We start from the raw sequence: 20,789 nt of genomic DNA on the forward strand, positions 1-20,789 counted from the left end.
ACTTGAAAAAAATTTTAGAAGTGAAGCAAGTAAACAAAACATTTTCAATAGATGGAAATGCAAATTATCACGTGCTAAAAAATATAGATTTAGAGGTTTATGAGGGAGAATTTGTATCGGTTATGGGGCCTTCTGGTTCTGGGAAGTCGACGTTACTATATAATATTAGTGGAATGGATCAAATGTCATCAGGAAGTGTGAAATTTGGTAGTAAAGAAATATCTTGTATGAAAGAAGAAGCGTTAGCCAAATTGCGCCTTACTGAAATAGGATTTATTTTTCAGCAGAGCAACCTTCTTAGAAACTTGAATCTATTTGATAATATCATTTTGTCTGCGTATTTAGCGAAATGTGAGAGTAAGAAAATAGTAAATCAACGTGCTCTGGAACTAATGAGGAAAATGGGGATAAATGATATAGCATCTCATTATATAACCGAAGCATCTGGGGGGCAATTACAAAGAGTCTCTATATGTAGAGCGCTCATTAATAATCCAAATATTATTTTTGCTGATGAGCCAACGGGTGCTCTAAATTTAAAATCAACAGAAGAAGTAATGCAAATTTTATTAAATATTAATCGTGATGGAACGACTATTATGTTAGTGACTCATGATGTAAAGGTAGCAGCGAAAACAGAAAGAGTTCTTTTTATGGCGGACGGAGAAATTGTTAGTGAAATACAGTTAGGTAAGCTTAGGAACGATGATTTAAAAGCGCGAGAAGAGAAGTTGTTAAAATGGTTAGCTATTCTTGGATTTTAAAGAGAAAAACTCCTATTGAATGTAGGAGTTTTTCTCTTTGTCTGAAAGTTCTAAAAGATGTATAATAATTTTCTGAATATTTATATTTGGAGGGATACAAGTGAAAAATGAAATGTTGCATAATCAAGAAGATATTTTAAAAATGCTAGATTCATTATTAAGACCAGCAGAACCATTTTGGAATAAATTTTATGCAAATAGAGAAAAAGATGTTCCGTTTTTTGAAAATGTACCAGATGAGAACCTAGTTTCGTATATACAAAAAAAGTGGGTTTCAAAAGGAAAAGTACTAGAACTTGGATGTGGTCCGGGTAGAAATGCAATTTATCTAGCAAATGAAGGATTTGATGTAACAGCAGTAGATTTATCTATAGAGGGCATTAATTGGGCGAAAGAGAGAGCGTTAGCAAAAGGGATAGAAATTCACTTTATTTGTGATTCGATTTTTAATTTGGAGGGTCAAAATGATTTTGACTTTGTATACGATTCGGGCTGTTTGCATCATATTCCACCACATAGAAGAATAAATTATGTGGATTTAATTAAAAACTCATTGAAATCAGGTGGTTATTTCGGATTAACATGTTTTGCGGCAGGCGATTTAGACGAACGAAATGGCTCAGACATAACAGATTGGGATGTATATAGAGGATGGAGTCTACAAGGTGGTCTTGCTTATTCGGAAGAAAAATTAAGAGAGATATTTAAAGAATTTGAAGTGATTGAAATTAGAAAAATGAAGCAAATGGAACAACCAAATACTATGTTTGGAGAATCATTTCTTTGGACAGCATTATTTAAGAAGAAATAAGAAAGGAGATAATTGACAAACTCATCGTTTGTATAGACAATACACTTATAAGAATGTACGTTCGGTTTTGTTAACCGATGTATATTTTACATAAATATATAACAAGGGGTTGTTTCTATATGAGTAACACAAATCAAAAAATTACTACGTTTTTAATGTTTGAAGGAAAAGCTGAAGAAGCGATGAATTTTTACACATCACTATTCGATCAATCAGAAATTGTAAATATCTCTCGCTACGATGAAAACGGGCCTGGTAAAGAGGGTACTGTCATTCATGCAACGTTTACGTTACACGGGCAAGAGTTCATGTGCATAGATAGTTATGTAAATCATAATTTTACATTCACTCCAGCTATGTCTCTTTATGTAACTTGTGATACGGAAGAAGAAATTGAAACGGCTTTTAATAAACTAGCGGAGGATGGAGCAGTACTTATGCCTTTAGGTGCCTATCCGTTTAGTAAAAAATTTGGTTGGTTAAATGATAAGTATGGCGTGTCTTGGCAGTTAACACTTGCGGAATAAATTGTAATTGATTTGTTTAATGGGTGTAGTTAAGAGGTTGAAAATTTAAATAACAAATAAAAAGGTGTTCCAACCGTCAACAGGTTTGGAATGCCTTTTTATTTGTTTAAATAAATTTGTATTTTTTCTATTTAGAATATTTTATTTTTTTACTACTTTTTATCTGTTAATATAAATATAGAAAAATATGTATTAATTATTGGTTAGGTTAATAGAAAAAGAAAAGCATAAATAGAAAATGATCTTACACTTAAAATGTAATAAGATAGCTAGGAGGGAATAGTTATAATGGATACAACTCAACAAAACAGTAATGCATGGGATAAAAAAGTTGAAGAAGGTTCTAGATATACGCAACCTGTAAGTAGCGAGATTATTGAAAGAAGTAAATCAGGTGAATGGGAGATTACAGTGACTACGGAAAAATCAGTTCCTAGAGATTGGTTTCCAAAGTCATTAAATGGATTAAAGATACTTTGCTTAGCATCAGGTGGCGGACAACAAGCGCCAGTTCTAGCTGCTGCTGGAGCAGATGTAACAGTTACTGATATATCCAAGAAGCAATTGGAACAAGATGAAAATGTAGCAAAACGGGATGGTTTAACTTTAAAAACAGTACAAGGAGATATGTCAGACCTTAGTGATTTTGAGGATGAATATTTTGATATTGTTGTAAATCCTGTTTCTAATTTGTTTGTAAAAGATGTTCAACTTGTATGGAATGAAGTTTCAAGGGTCTTAAAGAATAAAGGTATTCTTATTTCTGGATTTACAAATCCATTACTATGGATTTTTGATGATAATCAAGAACAAAAAGGTATTCTTGATGTAAAACATTCAATCCCTTCATCGACATTGGATTATTTACCAGAGGATGAAGTTCAAGATTACATCGATTCAAATCAAACAATAGAATATGCGCATACTCTAGAAGACCAAATCCAAGGCCAAATTGAAGCAGGTTTTATTATAACAGGTTTTTATGAGGATGATTTTGGTGGAACAAGAATATTAGATAAGCATATTAAAACATTTATTGCTACAAAAGCTATAAAGTTAAAGGGTGATTAAAAATTTTGACTTGTCACACGAGACGTTAGTCGAAGAATATTCTTGAAATATTATATATAAAAGGGAAAGGATGACACTTGTCATCCTTTTCCTTTTATATAATTAGGTTATGCTTGTAATATTAAGAATTTTGTTGGCCGATTCTTTTTCCAAGTTTAGCTAACAATTCAGGCTGATCCCCTTGGCTCATTACAACTTCAACAAAGATAAGCTGATCCTTATTAAGATTTATTTCCGTTAAGAATTTTGCCAGCTCTGTTTCATTTTCCACTTTAAATGTTCGACTTTGTTCTTTCAATCCGAATACGTTTGCTATTTTTGTGTAATCCCACATTTGTATGTCATTATACGGTTCGTTTTGACCGTGAATTGCACGTTCAACAGTGTATCCATTGTTATTAATTAAAAATATAATTGGTTTTAAATTTTGACGTAGTATAGTCGATAACTCTTGAACAGTTAATTGGAAAGAACCATCACCAATAATTAAAATGTTGCGCCGTGATACATTAGCGAGCTGTGTACCAAGTAGAGCAGGTAATGTATAGCCGATTGATCCCCATAATGGTTGCGCTACATATGTAGTGTTGTTTGGTAAAGGGATAACGGCACTACCAAAGAAAGGCGTTCCTTGTTCTACGATTAAGACGTCATTTTCTTGTAAGAAATGGTACATTTGCTGCCAAAAATGTTTTTGTGTAACCATTTGCATTTTTGGATTAAACTTTTCTGTAATAGAAACTGATTCTGAAATAAACGGCTTGATTTCAAGAGTTTCCTCATTGCGATGCTCAATTAAGTCACTTAAATGTTGTAAAACATCTTTCATTACAACTGGCCCGTATTTTTTATCTGAAATTTTCACAGTGTAGGGATGAATTTCTATAACTTGTTCTTTCGTAAAACCTTGTGTGAAACCGCCTGTAATAGTATCAGTTAACTTTACACCAATACTAATAATACATTCAGATTCATCAATTCTTTTTCTCAAGTACGAAGAACTTACATCACCAGTATAAACCCCTATGAATTGAGGGTGTTTTTCTGGAAATATTCCTTTTCCCATACTTAACGTTGCGATAGGAAACCCAGTTTTTTCTACGAATTGATGCAAATATTCTTCCGCATGAAAACGTGACACTTCAAAATCAGCTAAAATAACAGGTTTTTTGGCACTGTTTATTTTTGAAGCTGTATGTAGAAGCATTTTATCCAGCGCATCTTTATTACTTAAAACTGGTTTATGTAAAATTGGTTCTGTAGGTTTATTAATGGGTTTATTATACACATCAATTGGTAATTGAATATGAACAGGGCGTTTTTCACTCCAACATGCACGTAACACACGGTCAATTTCTTCAGCGGCATTCTCAGGTGTTAATTTTGATTGTTCCACCGTGATTTCTCTATACATATTGGAAAAATGATCGAACTTTCCATCACCTAACGTATGATGAACGAGTGCTCCATTCTCCATTACTGTTGTTGGTGGTGTCCCCGTGATTTTTACAACAGGTACGTTTTCTGCGTATGAGCCAGCAACACCGTTAATGGCGCTTAATTCTCCAACACCGAAAGTGGTAATAAGAGCGGCGATTCCTCTTATACGAGCATATCCATCTGCTGCATACGCCGCATTTAATTCATTACAATTGCCAACCCACTCTAACTTTTCATGTGCTATTACATCATCTAAAAAAGCCAAATTATAATCACCAGGGACACCAAAAATATGTTCAATTCCTAATTCGCTTAGTCGGTCTAATAAATATGTACTTACAGTATATTGCGTTTTCAAGTGAATCATCTCCTCTTTGTTTTGCTGTCTTGTAATAAACGAAAGCAGCTCTAGAGTATGGATTTAAAAATTCATTACGAGAATGTGGTATAATTTACATACAGGGGGAAAGTAGATGACACAACATAAAGAAGAACAGATGAATGAAGCATTAGCATTATTTTACTTTGCATATAAAACATTTACTGAAAAGCCAGATGAAATTATAAAAGAGTATGGTATTCAAAGAGTACATCATCGAATTTTATTTTTTATCGCACGCTTTCCGGGGATAAGTGTAAATGAGTTATTATCACTACTAGAAATAAGTAAACAAGCTCTTCACGGACCATTACGCCAACTTGTGGAAAAGGGCTTAATTGAGAGTAATGAAGCTACACATGATCGCCGTGTGAAACAGTTATCTTTAACAGAAAAAGGTACTGATTTAGAGAAAAAACTGAGCGATGTACAAAGACAACAAATGGGTGCTATTTTTTCAAAATTTGGTGAATCATGTGAGGACAATTGGCACCAAGTTATGAATGAAATGGCAAATAGCCGATCAGGTTTTGATGCTTGGATATCGAAACGGGAAATACCAGTCGATCAAAAATAATGAAAAAACTTCTGTTTTTATCGTTTGAAAAAGAACAAATTTTATCCATACATTTGGCAACTATGATTTGGTCATAGAGTGAATGGATAAAAAGATACATTACTAGATACTTTATACGTGTACGCAATGGAACAATAAAATTCACATTTCCGAAAGGGGAATTATAATGATAAAACTTGTACTTATTCGTCACGGACAAAGTTTATGGAATCTTGAAAATCGCTTTACTGGATGGACAGATGTTGATCTATCAGAGAATGGATTAAGTGAAGCGAGAGAAGCAGGAGAGATATTAAAGAAAAACGGATATACTTTTGATGTAGCTTATACATCTGTATTAAAACGAGCAATTCGGACGTTATGGATTGTACTTCATGAGATGGATCTTGCCTGGGTACCAGTACATAAATCTTGGAAGTTAAATGAAAGACATTATGGTGCATTGCAAGGGTTGAATAAAGACGAAACTGCCCAAAAATATGGTGAGGAACAAGTTCATATTTGGAGAAGAAGTATTGATGTAAGACCACCTGCTCTTACTGAGGATGATCCTAGATATGAAGTGAATGATCCAAGATATAAAGCACTGAAAAAAGGTGAGTTTCCATTGACAGAATGTTTAGTGGATACGGAGAAAAGAGTACTTAATTATTGGCATTCAGAAATTGCGCCGACATTAAAGAGTGGTAATAAAGTAATCATTTCATCACACGGTAACACAATTCGCTCACTAGTGAAATATTTAGACAACCTTTCAAGTGATGGTGTAGTTTCATTAAATATCCCAACTAGCATTCCGCTTGTGTATGAATTAGACGAAAAATTACGTCCGATTCGTCATTATTATTTAAGTATGGACGGAGAAGTACCTAAAGGGGAAATTCCGAAACATTTTACTTTTTAACATGAAAATTTGAAATGAATGCTTGTCTACATATACAATGTAGACTCATGATAAAGACGTGGCACCTTCTAATGTATATGCGATGTAGCTAAATTTAGAAGCTTGTCCACGTCTTTTGTCATAAAGAGAGTTGCTTGTGCATGTAATGATATCGTGAGTATTTTTGAATGGAGGGTGATGTCATTGGTGATCTCTAACATTCGAATCGGCTTATTTATTTTAGCAATCGTTTTTCTATTACTTATTTTCTTCTATTGGAAAAACGAAGAGTTGTACGAGGAGAAGAAGCAACGTATTCGAAAGACTTGGTATGGGTTGTTTATAATATCAGTCACCGTATATTTCATGATAAAAGGAATTGATTTAACCCTCTGGAAAAATCTTTTAATGTTCACTGCAATGGTTATTTTCGTTGATATTGCATTTATTTTAACACCTAATATTTCAGAAATATGGGGAGCGAAATTTAGCGATATCGGCAAGACGGTTCAATCGATAAAACGGTCATTAATTGCTTCTAAAGCAAGAGGAGAAATATACACAACAATTATTCAAAATGTCAATCCAGCAGTATTCGGTACGATGGAATGGCATACGGAGGAAGAATATACAAAAAGCTTAAACGCATTTTTAGATTCGTACGGGGAAAAGATTGGAGCAAAAATTGTTGTATTTGAAGCGGCAAAGGAATTGAATACAAACTTTCGTGGTATCCGTTCTCAATTCAGTATTATGATTCCGTTAGAGTATATTGAGCAATTGAATGAGCAGAAAGCAGTGCAAGTAGAAAATGTCGGAATTATACCAGCAAAAATAGTGAGTGATGTTTTCATTGTTATTGACGGGAAGAAAAATAATCTTCAAGACCGGGATTTTGAAAATGTATATAATTTAACGATACATCATAGTTATTTTATTAAGTAGGGCAGAATCTTCTGTCCTACTCTTTTATACATAAAATCGGACAAAGTTGAATAAAATCGGACAATCATTCCTACACTAGCACGTAGAGGTGATTGTAGTGATAAAAGATTATGACAATGATTTTTTCAAAGAAGATAATGAAGATACAACTGATTTCTCTTTAATAAAAGGAGATACGTTGCAGCAAGTAGAAGAGTTAGAAGAAGAATTAAAAAGAAAATCATAAGTGTACACTCTGGCTATACTTGCTATATAATATAAATAAAAGATTGTATCTTTTGGAAAAGGGGGAGAGGAGATGGCTGAAGTAAATGTACAAAAGTCTTCGTTTTTTAAAGAAAAAAAAGAAGAATCAAATACAGATTTCTCTCTTGTAAAAGGTGCATTAACGGAAAATATAGATAGGTTAGAGAAACTGATGAATAGCGATACTGCGAAATATATACGAGTGAAAAAAACGAAAGAACATGCATAATATATGTTCTTTCGTTTTTTTATTTCATGCAAGTTTCTTCTGCAAAGCAACTTCATCGTATATAGGTATCATACACAATATTATTCGGAGGAGTGATATTAATATTTGAACATTTTTAAGGTGTGAAATAGAAAGGAGAAATACTGAAACATGGTATAATGAGATAGAACTTACATATTATTTTGTCATTTTGAGAGGAGCTTACAAATGTATTCTACTTTAGAACAATTAACAAAGCACCCTGTATTTTATCATTTTGCAGAAATTTCGAAGATTCCTAGAGGATCTGGTAATGAAAAAGAAATTAGTGATTACTTAGTAAATTTCGCGAAAGAGCGTAGCTTAGAAGTTATTCAAGATGAAGCGTTAAATGTCATCATTAAAAAAGAAGCAACTGTTGGCTATGAAAATGTACCGGCTATTATTATTCAAGGTCATATGGATATGGTTTGCGAAAAAAATCAAGCAACCGTACATGATTTTGAAAAAGATCCAATTGAATTACGAATTATTGGGGACATGTTATATGCAAATCAAACAACTTTAGGTGCTGATAATGGTATTGCAGTTGCATATGCATTAGCTTTATTAAATTCAAAAGACATTCCACATCCAGCACTTGAAGTAGTTATTACTACTGAAGAAGAAACGACAATGGGCGGAGCTTTCGCTGTTGATTCAAATCATTTTGAAGGAAAGATTTTTATTAATATTGATTCTGAAGAAGATCATAAATTACTAGTAAGTAGCGCAGGTGGTGCGAAAGCTGTTGAAACAATTCCAGTAATTTGGGATGAAGCGCCAGCAAATTTGGTTGCATACCGTCTATATATCGGTGGTCTAAAAGGCGGACATTCTGGTATGGAAATTGATAAACAACGCGGGAATGCAAACAAAGTATTAGGACGAGTATTACATGATTTATCAGCAAATATTCAATTTGATATAAGTGAAGTTCATGGTGGATTGAAAACGAATGCAATTCCGCGTGAAAGTGTAGCTACAATTTTATTACGTCAAGAAGATGTAGAGAAGGTAGAAGAAAAGTTAGAGTCATGGTCACGAGTATTACAAGAAGAAATGCGTGCCGTTGATCCAGATGTTCATGTTACACTTACAAAATTGGATGAGAAAGTAGAAAAAGTATTTGCTAAAGAGACACAAAAGCAGCTTATTTCATCATTATTCTTAATTCCGAACGGCATTCAAAGTATGAGCATGGATATTAAAGGTCTAGTAGAAAGCTCAACCAATTTAGGTGTTATTGAAACATTGCAAGATGAAATTAAATTACGTAACGAAGTGAGAAGTTCTGTAAGTAGTTTAAAACAACATATTGCAGATGAGATTAAATGTATTGCTGAATTAGTTGGTGCAACATTTGAAATAGAGTCAGAGTATCCAGAATGGCCATACAATCCGAATTCACAAATTCGTAATTTATTTGAAAAAGTACATCAAGAAAAATACAATAAAGATGTTGAAATCTTCGCTGTACATGCAGGGATTGAATGCAGTGTATTCGTTCAAAAGATGCCTGAATTAGATGCAATTTCATTCGGTCCAGATATATTCAATGTTCACACTCCAGATGAACATATTAGTATTTCTTCTGTTGTGAATAACTGGGGATTCTTCGTTGATGTAATGAAGGGTACGAAAGAATTAGCTAAGTAATAACGATGAAATGAAAAGTAGCCTATAAAATTTTATAGGCTACTTTTTGCTTTTATTTCTAAAGGAGATTGTACCAAAAATTGCTCCAGATAATGCTCCGATTAAAGTCATAAAAATTGCACTCCATGCTACAAATGACATTATTACACCTCCAAATAATAAATTATTGTTTCTTAAGCTTTTTAGTAGAAATGATGATTGCAACAACTATTAAGAAAATAAGAGGAGACCAAGAATAAAAAGACATGTAATATTCTCCTTTCAATATTAAATTTGAATATTTTAACAAATGAATTATTGCATTTTTAAAGAGTGAACATAAAGAATATGCAATATTGCATATTGAATTGTAGAACTTAAAGAGGGGGAAACAGTTATTGAATAAAAATGCTGTATTAAAAAGATATGTATTTTTTCTAACCTTAAAAAAGGAAAATAATCAAAAAAGCTCCCCTTAAATAAGGGGAGCTTTTAAAATGGTTTTTGTCCAATATTTTTTGAAGAGATTTAATTATTTTGAGATTGTAAAGCTGCCCCCATAATAATAATTTTCTCCAAGTTTCATAACGGCTACATATGTTCCCGGATTATAAGCCTTAGTAATAGGCGTTACAAATCTACCATAATTATGTTTTAAACCAGAGTCATAAATGGTTTTATATCTATGCAAGTTTATTTCATCATTTTCATTTCCACTCAATTGATATATTTTTACAATACCGGTATCCTTACCACCAGTATATATAGTAACATCGAATGTATCTCCATGCTTTAAGTCCCCAACTGCTAACTCTTCTATAAAATCTGCATTATGATGTAATAAAAAATAGTTTTGCCACCGCCAAGTATCTAAAAATCGTGATTCTTTTTGTGTAGGTTGCGATTCAGCAGACGCAGGTGGGAGTGTACCAATTGTATTCGAAAATAAAAATCCTCCAACAGTCAATGCACCAATAATTGTTGCTTGCCTTAAAAGTTTCATCCTCTAAACCTCCTATTTACTTAAGGATTCAGAAATCGTTTTTATGAAAAACTAGCTGTGAAATCTAATGGATGATAATATCTTCTATAATTATATTAACATTTATTGATATATCAGACAAATTGATAAATAATAAAACTATATCGAGAGAGTTAAGGCTAATATAAGAAATAAGTTAGTTGTATAGCTAAGATGTCTTTATTGTATATAATTGGAATTTTTTTATTTGAAAACTCGATTGTTTTAATGTTGAAATTTCAATTCACACTTTAAGGTTTGTTACATAATTTTACAATTGGACTTATGTAATTTATCACGTTATGATTTTTTTATTATAAAAGAAAGGCTTGAATATAATGATTCGTCGTTTGAAAAAGCTAAAAAATGTAGCAGTCGCAGTAAGCTTCTAAGTAAATTGCAAAAATCTACACTATTTAGAAGCGAGGAATAAAGTTATGAAGCATCCATTATTTAATCATTGGTCAGAAACAAAGTATTTAAAAGATATAGTTACAAATCCACTCATTGAGGTAGGAGAGTACTCCTATTATTCAGGTTATTATGGTCATCCAAATTTTGAAGATGGCTGTGTAAGGTATTTGTGGGGGGATGCTAAGTCCCGAGCACTTTTCAATCCAATTGAACAAATGGGATGGCATCTTGATAAACTCATTATTGGGAACTATGTTTGTATTGCCAGTGGAGTAGTTATTTTAATGGGTGGTAATCACAATCATCACTCAGAATGGATTACAGTATATCCATTCGCTGAGCAAATTGAACATTCATATGAACCGAAGGGCGATACAATTATAAAAAGTGATGCCTGGATTGGAATGAATGCTATTATTATGCCTGGCGTTACAATCGGTGAAGGTGCAATCGTTGCAGCAGGATCTGTTGTAAGTAACGATGTTCCACCTTATACGATAGTTGGTGGTAATCCCGCTAAAGAAATAAAGAAACGGTTCACTGATGCTGAAATAAATATGCTAATGGAAATGCGTTGGTTTGATTGGGATAGAGAATTAGTTGAGAAGGCAATTCCTATTTTATCTAGTTCATCTATTGAATTATTATATGATTTTTATAAAAAGGAACTAAAAAATAGATAGATCTGTGAAAAAACTACATTCTATATAGGATGTAGTTCTTTTATTATAAAAATGAATAGTCAAGACTAAGGGAAATTCATCTCTAGTATGGGTTTAGCAAATAGCTGAATTAAATAATTAAAATCCTTGATAGCTAATAAAACCAGTGTGTCTCGATATTTAATCGGGACACGCTGGTTTTATTTTTTGAAAATGTGGAACAAATTTATTATTTTGATTGTCTATTCCTTGTAATCCTAAAAAATATGAAAGTACGGATTATCTTGAAAAATACAAAGGTATTAAAAATAGGGATATGTGTAGGAATACAAAGTATCAGTGCACCTAAAAGTGTGGGATGAGATGTTCTATATGAAAGTGGTCCTAATGTCTTATATGTATATAGAATTTGATAAAGCTGTCTATTTTTTGAAGGATTATGTTAGAACAACGTTTTTTTAAGTACAAAGATATTGGAGGTAACAGAAGTGAAAGGTATGTTTTACAAAAAAATCATTGTAATAGTAACAGTGCTTACACTATTTTGTAGCATAGTTGTTACGTCTGGGAGCACATCAGCGGAAACAGTCCCTGTTTTAGATATAGAAGCAGGATCAGCAATTTTAGTAGAAGCAAATTCCGGAAAAATTTTATATGAAAAAAATGCAGAGGAATCATTAGCAATTGCTAGTATGACAAAAATGATGAGTGAATACTTAGTTCATGAAGCAGTAGAGAAAGGACAACTCGGGATCAAAGAGTTAAAATTTCTGTATATGCACATAAAATCTCGCAAGATCGCTCATTATCAAATGTTCTATTAGAAAATGGTGGATCTTATACGGTCAAAGAGTTATAGGAGGCAATGGTAATTTGCAACAATTGCTTTAGCTGAAGAGATTGCTGGAAAAGAAGTCAAAGAGTTTCGAAGCTTTATAAATTCTTATTAGAAAAACTATTAAGGATACTGTTTTTTAGTATCAATACGAGATTCAACATAAAAAGGAGCTATCATGCTCCTTTTTATTTGAGTTTTGAATTATTTTTGTGTAGAAGCTATTGAATTTGTTTGAGTTTTACAAATATAAAACTTAATGAATAAATAAGTAAAGAGCGGCACGGCTATGTTGGGTAATAAAAAATGAAATAAGGAAGGAATTCCTACGAGCTGGACATAGTCAAAGCCTTTTACAGGGATAAAAAGCTGATCTCCTAATGGACCTTTTGAAAAAATTTGATTGAGTGTGAAGTTCCATCCTAAATGAAATCCAATGGGTAATAGCATTGATTTTGTTTTTTGAAAAGCATAAGCCCAGACAAGACCAGAGAATCCGGTTGCTAAAAAGATAAGAATCATTGGTATGAAACTTCCAAATAATCCATAAGAAAACCAGTGATAGATACCAAAACAAATAGCAGAAAAAGCAGCCCCCTTTTTTTCTCCAATTTTTTGCATTATTATATATAGTAATGCTCCTCTGAAAATAAGTTCCTCGAAGAGAACAGATTTTATATTCCACCAAAAAACTGTGAGAAAATTCATAAATGAATAGGTTGGATTGAGTTTCCAATATTGATGTGTAATCAAGAAATCTATACTTTGTACCAACGCGCATAACATACTTGTAAATAGGAATGCGAAAATAAATTGTTTTGTTCGTTTTTTTGTTGGCAGTAAACCTAATACTGAGAGAGATTGTTTTCCGAAGATTTGAAGTGCAATCCATGACAGTATGAATAATGCCACTATCCCTATCATACATAATCTCCTTTCTCGAAAATTGATTTTTATTCTTAAAAGAATAATGAAATAGAGACATTCATTATTTGAGACTCCCATTGATTAAAGACGAGTAAAAAATCAAATTATGTTAAACCCAAAAAATATCAAGATTTATTATATCATTAATTTATGCAAGATCTGTATGAGTATTGCCATAGATTCTACAAATGAATGGCTGATTATTATATAAACTAAATTTTCCTGTTCTTGTGTCTAATAAAGGGCAAACAAATTATTGGGGATATTTAATTAAGAGATTTGTAAGAATCTATATTCCTTATTATTTTTGGATAATCATTACCTTTGCTTTATTTATGTTGTTTTCGCTGTATGAAGTGGTAGGGCTACGGGATTGGTTCTATGATAGGTGGCAAGGATCTATAATGAAATTAGATATTTTAAACCACTTTGTGCTTATTAATAACTTTTTTACGGAAAACTATAATCCAGTTATCTGGTCATTGGCTCAAGAAATGCGTATATCTATTGCTTTTCTTTTGTTTTTCCTTCTTACTTTGTGCATTGCAATGACACTACTTTTTTCTATAGTTTCGTATCATTTAATCGAATAGAAATGTATCAACTGGGCGAAATAAAGAACAACAAATTTTTAAAAAGGTATAATACCTAGAGGGATTTTATTTCTTTAGTAAACGAATATGACCGATTCCTAAGTATATTTGGAATCGGTCAATTTGGATTCTAAATGTAAACATACTAAAATGGAATGTAATTGAAATTGAAAAACACTTAGAAATAACAAATACGTTGTGAGCTATTGTATAGTATAGATATGGTTCATAATAAAGGGGGAATACATATGTGGCAGCGATTTGTAGCGATTGGTGATAGTTTTACAGAGGGGATAGGGGATGAAGTTGAGGGAATCGCATTAAAAAGCTGGGTAGATCATTTTGTTCAAATGTGTGTAAACGATATAGAATATGTTAATTTTGCAAAGCGTGGGTTAGTAACGAAAGAAATTCGCTCACAGCAATTGGAAAAAGCATTAGCTTTTAAACCAGATTTGGTTAGTCTAATTGCGGGTGCAAACGATGTATTAAAAGGACGTTGGAATCTTCAAACATATAGGAACGATATGGAATTTATGATAGATAAATTAAGTAAAACAGGTGCTGATATTATGATAGCAAGTCTTCCAGATTTTACAGTAAGGCTTCCTTTTTCTTCAGAGAAAAAACAAACATTAAAAGAACAATTATTAGAGGCAAATGATGTTATACGTTCACTGAGTAGAGAGTATAAGCTTCATCTTGTTGACTTTTGGAGTCATCCGTTAGTTAATGACAATACGCTTTGGTCTACGGATTTCATTCATCCAAATTCAAAAGGGTATGTAAAAGTTGCTGAATTGATTTTTAATAGTTTGCCTGTACATGACTCTTCTAAATAAGCTTTAGAATGAGCTAAACCCTTGTCGCAAACAGCGCAGGGGTTTTTTGAAACGAAAAGAAGTATATAGGGTGCCTATAAATTATACTTTAAGTAATTCTTTTTATTGTTTATATTTTTGATATTTTCTGTTGCAGAACCCTTAGTATAAGGGTTCTTTTTTTTTATCAAATATATACAAAAAAGGTAGAATTGGAGAACCCGAACTAAGAGATATTTTAAATGAAATTGTTAAAACAATACTCATAATAAAGTTCATTAATTATATCCGCTTCTACTGCTTGTATGAGCTTAAAAACTTCTCTCTTCTAATCCAACTTAACCATAAATTAAATTTTTAGTGTAGATATGGAACAATTTCATTACTTACATTGTCAATTAAGCGTTAAAACATTTTTCATTTTATATATAAAGAAAGAAAAAACATTTTTAACTAAGGGAGAAGATTGAATTGAAAAAATTATGGATGCTGCTTTTCATTTGTTTTGCAGTGATGTTGGTAGGATGTAATAAAAACGAATCGCCAAAACAAGCATTTGAAGAATATATAAATTTATGGAATGATAGAAAATTTGCAAATATGTATGATGATTTATCAGAACATGCTAAAAAAACAATTTCTAAAAAGGAATTCACAGAGAAATACCAAAAAATTTATGAAGGTATTGGCGTTAAGAATTTAAAAGTTAAAACTAAAGGAGAGAATATGAAAAATAAAGAACTTTTTCTTTTTGAAGTTAAGATGGATACGGATGGAGGACCAGCTTCATTTATCCATGAAGCAAAACTCGTGAAAGAAAAGGAATCTTGGAAAATAGATTGGACACCAGATTTCATTTTTCCAGGTATGAAAAAAGATTATAAAGTACGCATGCAAACAGAACAAGGAAAACGCGGGGAAATATACGATCGAAATGGGAAAGGTCTAGCAACGAATGGTAAAGCGACTGAGGTTGGAATTATTCCAGAGAAACTAGGCGAAACGGCGGCGCAAACAAAAGAAATAGTAGCACAGTTACTGGATATGTCTATAGAAGAGGTCAATCAGAAGCTTACAGCGAAATGGATAAAACCAGATTCCTTTGTACCAATAGGCATTTTAAAAGAAGGGACTAGACAGAATGATTATATTGAATTAGAAGGAGTTTCATCTCGCCCAGTCAATATTCGGACGTATCCATTAGGAGAAGCAGCGGCACACTTAACAGGATATATAGGAAAGGTGAATGCAGAGGAGTTAAAATCTCTTCAAAAAAGAGGTTATCAAGCTGATGATTTCATAGGTAAGACAGGTCTAGAAAAAGTACTGGAGAAAAAATTACGTGGTGAAAAGGGTGGACGCGTATTTATAGAAGATGAGAATGGGAAAGAGATGAAAAACGTAGCAAAAAAAGAAGCGAAGACAGGGGAAAATGTTACGTTAACAATTGATGCTGCAATTCAAGAAAAAATCTTTAATGAGATGAGAAATGAAGCAGGATCTAGTGCAGCAATCAATCCTAAAACGGGTGAAACAATCGCACTTGTAAGTAGCCCTGCTTATAATCCAAATATAATAGTTAGAGGAACCTCAAAAGCCCAAAGAGAAGCGTGGACTAACGACGCGAAACTACCAATGATGAATCGCTTCACACAAGCATTTGTACCAGGTTCCGTATTTAAAACGATTACAGGTGCAATTGGTTTGGAAACAAACGCAATAAATCCTAAGGAAGAATTTAAAATTCAAGGGTTAAAGTGGACAAAAGATTCATCTTGGGGAAATTATTATGTAACACGTGTGAAGGATACAAATCCAATTGATTTTGACAAGGCAATGAAGTACTCTGATAATATTTATTTTGCTCAACAAGCTTTGAAAATAGGAAAAACTCAGTATGTAAATGAACTGAAGAAATATGGTTTTCATGAAAAGTTACCAATTGAATATGAATTTCCTATTTCAATTATTGCAAGGGATGGGATAAAAAATGATATTCAACTAGCAGACACGGGATACGGACAAGGACAAGTATTAATGACACCACTTCATTTAGCATTAACATATGCACCGATTGTGAATGAAGGGAATATTCCGTCACCCCATCTTTTAAAAGAAGCAAAAGTAGCGGGGAATTGGAAAGAAAATGTGGTTTCTAAAAAGAATCAAGAGATATTAAAGAGTGCATTAATCAAAGTCATTAATGAACCTGATGGCGCAGGGAGAATTGCAAAAGTTGATGGTGTAACGCTTGCTGGTAAAACCGGTACAGCAGAACTGAAAGAGTCGAAAGAAGCAGACGGAAAAGAACTTGGATGGTTCGCAGCTTTCGATGTAAATGCGCCAGACATGATTGTTACCATGATGATTGAAGATGTAAAAGGAAGAGGAGGAAGTAACGTTCCAGGTGAAAAAGTAAAACATGTTTTTCAGAAATAATACTTAATTATAAAGTAAATTCTTTTACTACATTCATTGTTTGCTTAACTCAAATGTATAAATTGAGAAAAAAATGAAGAATTAAGTTTCGAAAAAGCATTCTTCCTAATTGAGAATGCTTTTTCTATTTTGTTGTAGTTCTAGGGAGTTAATACCTCATTATATGCATTGTTTAAATCAAATTTTATCGTTTTAAATGTGATATTATGGAACTTGTCATTTAAGAGAATATATTGGTGATTATTTAAGATTTCTACTATTGAAAAAATAATCAATGGAACAAATGAAACTTGTATCTTGTCTATATATTGAAACCATAATAAAAGTGAGGGTAGTTTTACGTTTATTCAAATAAGTTTGAGGTGTGGAAATGGAACAGACGTTTATTGAAAAGTGTAATCATGATGAGCTGGACGATGTTATAAAAGACTATTGGCAAGATGTATGGAATTATTCATTTATTATTACGAAAGATCCACACTTATCAGATGATATTACGCAAGATGTATTTATAAAGGTATTTAAAAATTGGAATTCATTTCGAAAGGAGTCATCTATTAAAACGTGGATATTAAAAATCACAAGAAATACGGCAATAAACTATTTGAAATCATCTTATTTTAAAAGAATATCTTTAATAGGTTTTTTTAGTGACGATAAGCAATCCCAGTCGGCAGAACAAGAATTTTTTAAGCAAGAAGAAATGAATGATGTGTGGAAAGTTGTATTAAAGCTACCTAAAAAGCACCGTGAAATAATCATATTGGATGCAAAATATGAATTATCTTATGAAGAAATGGCTGAAACGTTAGGAGTATCCATTGGAACTGTAAAATCTAGATTAAGTAGAGCAAGAAGTAAGGTTTCAAAATTAATAGGGGAGGGTAGTAGTGATGAAAAGTAAAAAAAATCCTGACTGGTATAGTAAATTAAAGAACGGACCAATGGAACACCGTAAAGATGAAGAAGAATACGTTTATAAAATAAAGCAATCTATATATCAAAGTAATGAGGGAGGTTCTCCAAAACATACAAGACTGTTTCGTAAAAAAGCATTGCCAATTGTAGTGGTTTTAGCTTGTACATTTTTATTTTTTATTGTTCAACAACCTTGGCTTGATGATAATAAATCACCAGTACAAAGTAGTACACAAATTAAGCCTAAAACAAAAGATGAGTCTGCTCAAGATCCATCACTAAAACAATTTATGAATGAACTATATCAAAGTACGAACTCAAAAAATGAAAATGAGCTGTACAAAGCGTTAAATGATGAAGTTCTTTTTAAAGGGAAGAGTTATAAGAAGGATGGATTGAAGTTTGATGAAGATATTTTTCATGAGTTGCAAGTCGCTCTTACAATGGGAGGAGAATTTGCAAATGATACAAAACAAGTATACAGAGTACCAAGTGGATTGACAGAAAGTAACCAACCAAAGCAAGCACACTTTATATATGCAACTGTTACTGGAAATAAAACGAAAATTTTAGCTGAACCAAAGCGAGAATCTCAAGTTTTATATGAAGTATCTAATGAAATGGTAAAAGCTTGGATTCCAGAAAAAGTGCAGAATGATGAATATATAAAAATATCGACAATTAACGGTAATACTGGATATGTACAAAAAGAGTACGTTTTAACTGACATTAAATACTCATTTATGTTTGAAAAGAATAATGAAGGTGAATGGAAAATAATAAATATAGATTCTATTTGGTAAAAAAGGAAGGTTCACTTTAATGAACCTTCCTTTTTGTTTTTATTCTCTTTTTGAAGAGTATTCCAGGACTCTAAAATTTCTGATGTAACGAGAGCAGCAATGTTTTTTTCTGAATTACTACCAGGAATAACGACAGAAACGGCAATCTGTGGATCTTCGGTAGGAGCATATGCAATGAATAGAGAATGATTTATCATTCTTGCTTGCTCATTTGGAAAACCTGTAATACCTGTTTTACCAGCGACGTCAAAGGGCAACTTTTTAATCTCCTCTATATTTTGACTCATTCCACCTTGCACGACACTCCAAAAGTTCATCGGGTAACGATTTGAACTTTCTAAAATTGGTTTAAACTTTTTTGTTTCCTTACCATCTTGACCAATAATAGCACTTGCCATTTGAGGTTTATATTTATCACCTTTACTTGCCAAAGTTGCTGCATATTGAGCGAGTTGAAGAGGAGTATGCACTTCATTTCCGCCCCACGAGGCATTTAATAAAGCGGAGATTCCATTTTCAAACTTATTAGAAGGATGGAATTCATACTGACCGTCTTCTTCAAAGGGTAAATCAATTCCGGTTTTAGAACGTAGGCCGAATTGCATTAAATAATCTGTCCATATATGTGCCACTTTTTCTACATTGCCATTATTTTGGTTAAATAATGGTAGAGCTACTTTTGCTGTCATAAATGTGTTAGATGAATTAATGATAGCCTGCCTCGGTGTAATCTCACCTGTTGGCGTTCCGGGTGCATTTGTAATGTTATTTTGATTATCATACTCAAAAGTACCGTTATCTAAATACGTATCTTCAGGTTGAAAAAGCTTTTCGTTTAATCCAATTAAAATAGTAAGTGGCTTTATAGTAGAAGCCATATTTACATAAGATTCACCATATTTTAATTTTTGAATTGCTTTATTTTGCGAAAGTGATTTTATGTTATCTATTTTAGTTGTTACATGTGTATGTAATATATTTGGATCAAAAACTGCTGAGTTGGCCATAGTTAAAATCGCGCCAGTTTTTGCATCGCTCACTACAGCATAACCACCTTTAGCATCAGGTGTTTTCTTAATTTGAGATTTTAATGCCTCTTCCGTTTTTTGTTGCAACTTAAAATCTAAAGCTAGCCGGACATCTTTTCCGTTTTGTACTTTTCGAATGCTCCAAAAGAACTTTTTATTATTCATTTTAAAAATAAGAGTTTTACCCGGTTTGCCTTTTAAATCATTTTCATATTGCAACTCAATCCCACTTTTTCCAACCGGCATATGCTTTGAATTAAGATTATTTTCTACATACCCAATTACTTGTGAACCAATTTCATGTTTAGGATAATATCGTATCACTTCATCTTTGATTATTACATTATTGGGTTTGTTTTTGTTTATGAATGCAAGTTCATTCTCAGTTATGTCAGAGTATAACGGTACATCATTCATAGTTTGCTTTTTACAAGATTGTTGTAATTGAGATTTTATGCTCTCTGTAGAAATATTATATTGAAACTCGCTTGAAAATTGATTGAAAAAAGCTAATGTGTTTGATGTATCTTGTTTCGATAGCTTTTCAGCATTAGAAGTGCAATATAGAGACTTAACTTTCTTATTTGTAGCTAGTATTACACCATTTTGATCAAAGATTTTTCCTCTTTCGGCTGAAGAAGTTGCGATAGTAACTGAAATGAAGTTGATTTTAAATAAAATTAGTAAAATCAAACCTAGAATAGAAAGAACCGCAAAAAATCTCCATTTTTTTATTTTTATATGTAACATAAAACCCTCCCTTTTGTAGCCTATTTCATCTTATAGTTAATTATTTTTTT

19 protein-coding genes and 2 pseudogenes are annotated in these 20,789 nt (G+C 32.3%); 17 read left to right on the forward strand and 4 right to left on the reverse strand.

All coding sequences use genetic code 11. From position 1 onward, the window contains the following. The first annotated feature begins 2 nt into the window (after positions 1-2). The 4 genes from AC2CGR_RS07385 to AC2CGR_RS07400 all read left to right on the forward strand — a co-directional run bounded on the left by AC2CGR_RS07385 (position 3) and on the right by AC2CGR_RS07400 (position 3,173). A complete protein-coding gene (locus AC2CGR_RS07385) occupies positions 3-764 on the forward strand; it encodes an ABC transporter ATP-binding protein (RefSeq protein ID WP_087963873.1) in 762 nt (253 codons plus the stop codon). Positions 765-864: 100 nt separating this feature from the next. After that, positions 865-1,575 carry a class I SAM-dependent methyltransferase gene (locus AC2CGR_RS07390; RefSeq protein WP_087963874.1) on the forward strand — a complete coding sequence of 237 codons (711 nt, stop codon included), beginning with the start codon at positions 865-867 and terminating at the stop codon, positions 1,573-1,575. A gap of 119 nt (positions 1,576-1,694) precedes the next feature. Then, the gene (locus AC2CGR_RS07395; protein WP_078985373.1) at positions 1,695-2,102 is read left to right on the forward strand and encodes a VOC family protein; all 408 of its coding nucleotides are present in this window, start codon (positions 1,695-1,697) and stop codon (positions 2,100-2,102) included. A gap of 288 nt (positions 2,103-2,390) precedes the next feature. After that, positions 2,391-3,173: a class I SAM-dependent methyltransferase gene (locus AC2CGR_RS07400; protein WP_087963875.1), complete on the forward strand. Its 783-nt coding sequence runs from the start codon at positions 2,391-2,393 to the stop codon at positions 3,171-3,173. A gap of 121 nt (positions 3,174-3,294) precedes the next feature. Here the strand turns inward: AC2CGR_RS07400 and AC2CGR_RS07405 are convergent, their stop codons facing one another. Further along, positions 3,295-4,980: an alpha-keto acid decarboxylase family protein gene (locus AC2CGR_RS07405; protein WP_484480695.1), complete on the reverse strand. Its 1,686-nt coding sequence runs from the start codon at positions 4,978-4,980 to the stop codon at positions 3,295-3,297. A 106-nt stretch (positions 4,981-5,086) separates the two neighbouring features. On the opposite strand from AC2CGR_RS07405, the gene AC2CGR_RS07410 reads away from it, so the two are divergent. The 6 genes from AC2CGR_RS07410 (at position 5,087) to pepD (ending at position 9,549) form a co-directional block, all read left to right on the forward strand. Next, positions 5,087-5,569 (forward strand): MarR family winged helix-turn-helix transcriptional regulator, encoded by a 483-nt coding sequence (locus AC2CGR_RS07410; protein WP_087963877.1) that lies wholly within the window; start codon positions 5,087-5,089, stop codon positions 5,567-5,569. Between the two features lie 166 nt (positions 5,570-5,735). Continuing rightward, complete coding sequence (gene gpmA, locus AC2CGR_RS07415; protein ID WP_087963878.1) at positions 5,736-6,473, forward strand: 2,3-diphosphoglycerate-dependent phosphoglycerate mutase; 738 nt, start codon at positions 5,736-5,738, stop codon at positions 6,471-6,473. A gap of 186 nt (positions 6,474-6,659) precedes the next feature. Then, complete coding sequence (locus tag AC2CGR_RS07420; RefSeq protein WP_131102745.1) at positions 6,660-7,397, forward strand: type II toxin-antitoxin system SpoIISA family toxin; 738 nt, start codon at positions 6,660-6,662, stop codon at positions 7,395-7,397. Between the two features lie 97 nt (positions 7,398-7,494). Further along, positions 7,495-7,623, forward strand: coding sequence for a hypothetical protein (locus AC2CGR_RS07425; protein WP_029438356.1), 129 nt, complete (start codon positions 7,495-7,497; stop codon positions 7,621-7,623). 72 nt (positions 7,624-7,695) lie between these two features. Further along, positions 7,696-7,872 (forward strand): stage II sporulation protein SB, encoded by a 177-nt coding sequence (spoIISB, locus tag AC2CGR_RS07430; RefSeq protein ID WP_087963880.1) that lies wholly within the window; start codon positions 7,696-7,698, stop codon positions 7,870-7,872. A 207-nt stretch (positions 7,873-8,079) separates the two neighbouring features. Continuing rightward, positions 8,080-9,549 carry a beta-Ala-His dipeptidase gene (gene pepD / locus AC2CGR_RS07435; protein WP_087963881.1) on the forward strand — a complete coding sequence of 490 codons (1,470 nt, stop codon included), beginning with the start codon at positions 8,080-8,082 and terminating at the stop codon, positions 9,547-9,549. Positions 9,550-10,060: 511 nt separating this feature from the next. On the opposite strand, the gene AC2CGR_RS07440 is transcribed toward pepD, so the two are convergent. Continuing rightward, positions 10,061-10,531, reverse strand: a complete 471-nt coding sequence (locus tag AC2CGR_RS07440) for a DUF5065 family protein (RefSeq protein WP_087963883.1) — start codon at positions 10,529-10,531, stop codon at positions 10,061-10,063. Positions 10,532-10,986: 455 nt separating this feature from the next. On the opposite strand from AC2CGR_RS07440, the gene AC2CGR_RS07445 reads away from it, so the two are divergent. Then, positions 10,987-11,646, forward strand: coding sequence for a CatB-related O-acetyltransferase (locus AC2CGR_RS07445; RefSeq protein WP_484480696.1), 660 nt, complete (start codon positions 10,987-10,989; stop codon positions 11,644-11,646). Positions 11,647-12,113: 467 nt separating this feature from the next. Next, positions 12,114-12,481 (forward strand): annotated as a pseudogene (locus tag AC2CGR_RS07450) (D-alanyl-D-alanine carboxypeptidase); the annotation flags it as partial. Between the two features lie 183 nt (positions 12,482-12,664). On the opposite strand, the gene AC2CGR_RS07455 reads toward AC2CGR_RS07450, so the two are convergent. Next, entirely contained in the window at positions 12,665-13,372 is a 708-nt protein-coding gene (locus AC2CGR_RS07455; protein ID WP_484480697.1) for a CPBP family intramembrane glutamic endopeptidase, read from the reverse strand. A 260-nt stretch (positions 13,373-13,632) separates the two neighbouring features. On the opposite strand from AC2CGR_RS07455, the pseudogene AC2CGR_RS07460 reads away from it, so the two are divergent. The 5 genes and pseudogenes from AC2CGR_RS07460 to AC2CGR_RS07480 all read left to right on the forward strand — a co-directional run. Continuing rightward, positions 13,633-13,974 (forward strand): annotated as a pseudogene (locus AC2CGR_RS07460) (acyltransferase family protein); the annotation flags it as partial. Between the two features lie 227 nt (positions 13,975-14,201). Further along, complete coding sequence (locus AC2CGR_RS07465) at positions 14,202-14,822, forward strand: SGNH/GDSL hydrolase family protein (RefSeq protein ID WP_484480911.1); 621 nt, start codon at positions 14,202-14,204, stop codon at positions 14,820-14,822. Positions 14,823-15,272: 450 nt separating this feature from the next. Continuing rightward, the gene (locus tag AC2CGR_RS07470) at positions 15,273-17,240 is read left to right on the forward strand and encodes a penicillin-binding transpeptidase domain-containing protein (RefSeq protein ID WP_087963888.1); all 1,968 of its coding nucleotides are present in this window, start codon (positions 15,273-15,275) and stop codon (positions 17,238-17,240) included. Between the two features lie 370 nt (positions 17,241-17,610). Beyond that, positions 17,611-18,144 carry an RNA polymerase sigma factor gene (locus AC2CGR_RS07475; protein ID WP_000438317.1) on the forward strand — a complete coding sequence of 178 codons (534 nt, stop codon included), beginning with the start codon at positions 17,611-17,613 and terminating at the stop codon, positions 18,142-18,144. Then, positions 18,134-18,961: an SH3 domain-containing protein gene (locus AC2CGR_RS07480; protein WP_131102173.1), complete on the forward strand. Its 828-nt coding sequence runs from the start codon at positions 18,134-18,136 to the stop codon at positions 18,959-18,961. Before AC2CGR_RS07475 ends, AC2CGR_RS07480 begins: the two co-directional genes overlap by 11 nt. 11 nt (positions 18,962-18,972) lie before the next feature. On the opposite strand, the gene AC2CGR_RS07485 is transcribed toward AC2CGR_RS07480, so the two are convergent. Further along, positions 18,973-20,739 (reverse strand): peptidoglycan D,D-transpeptidase FtsI family protein, encoded by a 1,767-nt coding sequence (locus AC2CGR_RS07485; protein WP_074569402.1) that lies wholly within the window; start codon positions 20,737-20,739, stop codon positions 18,973-18,975. Positions 20,740-20,789 lie beyond the last annotated feature (50 nt).

This window comes from Bacillus sp. LSHTCR4, from assembly GCF_057197025.1.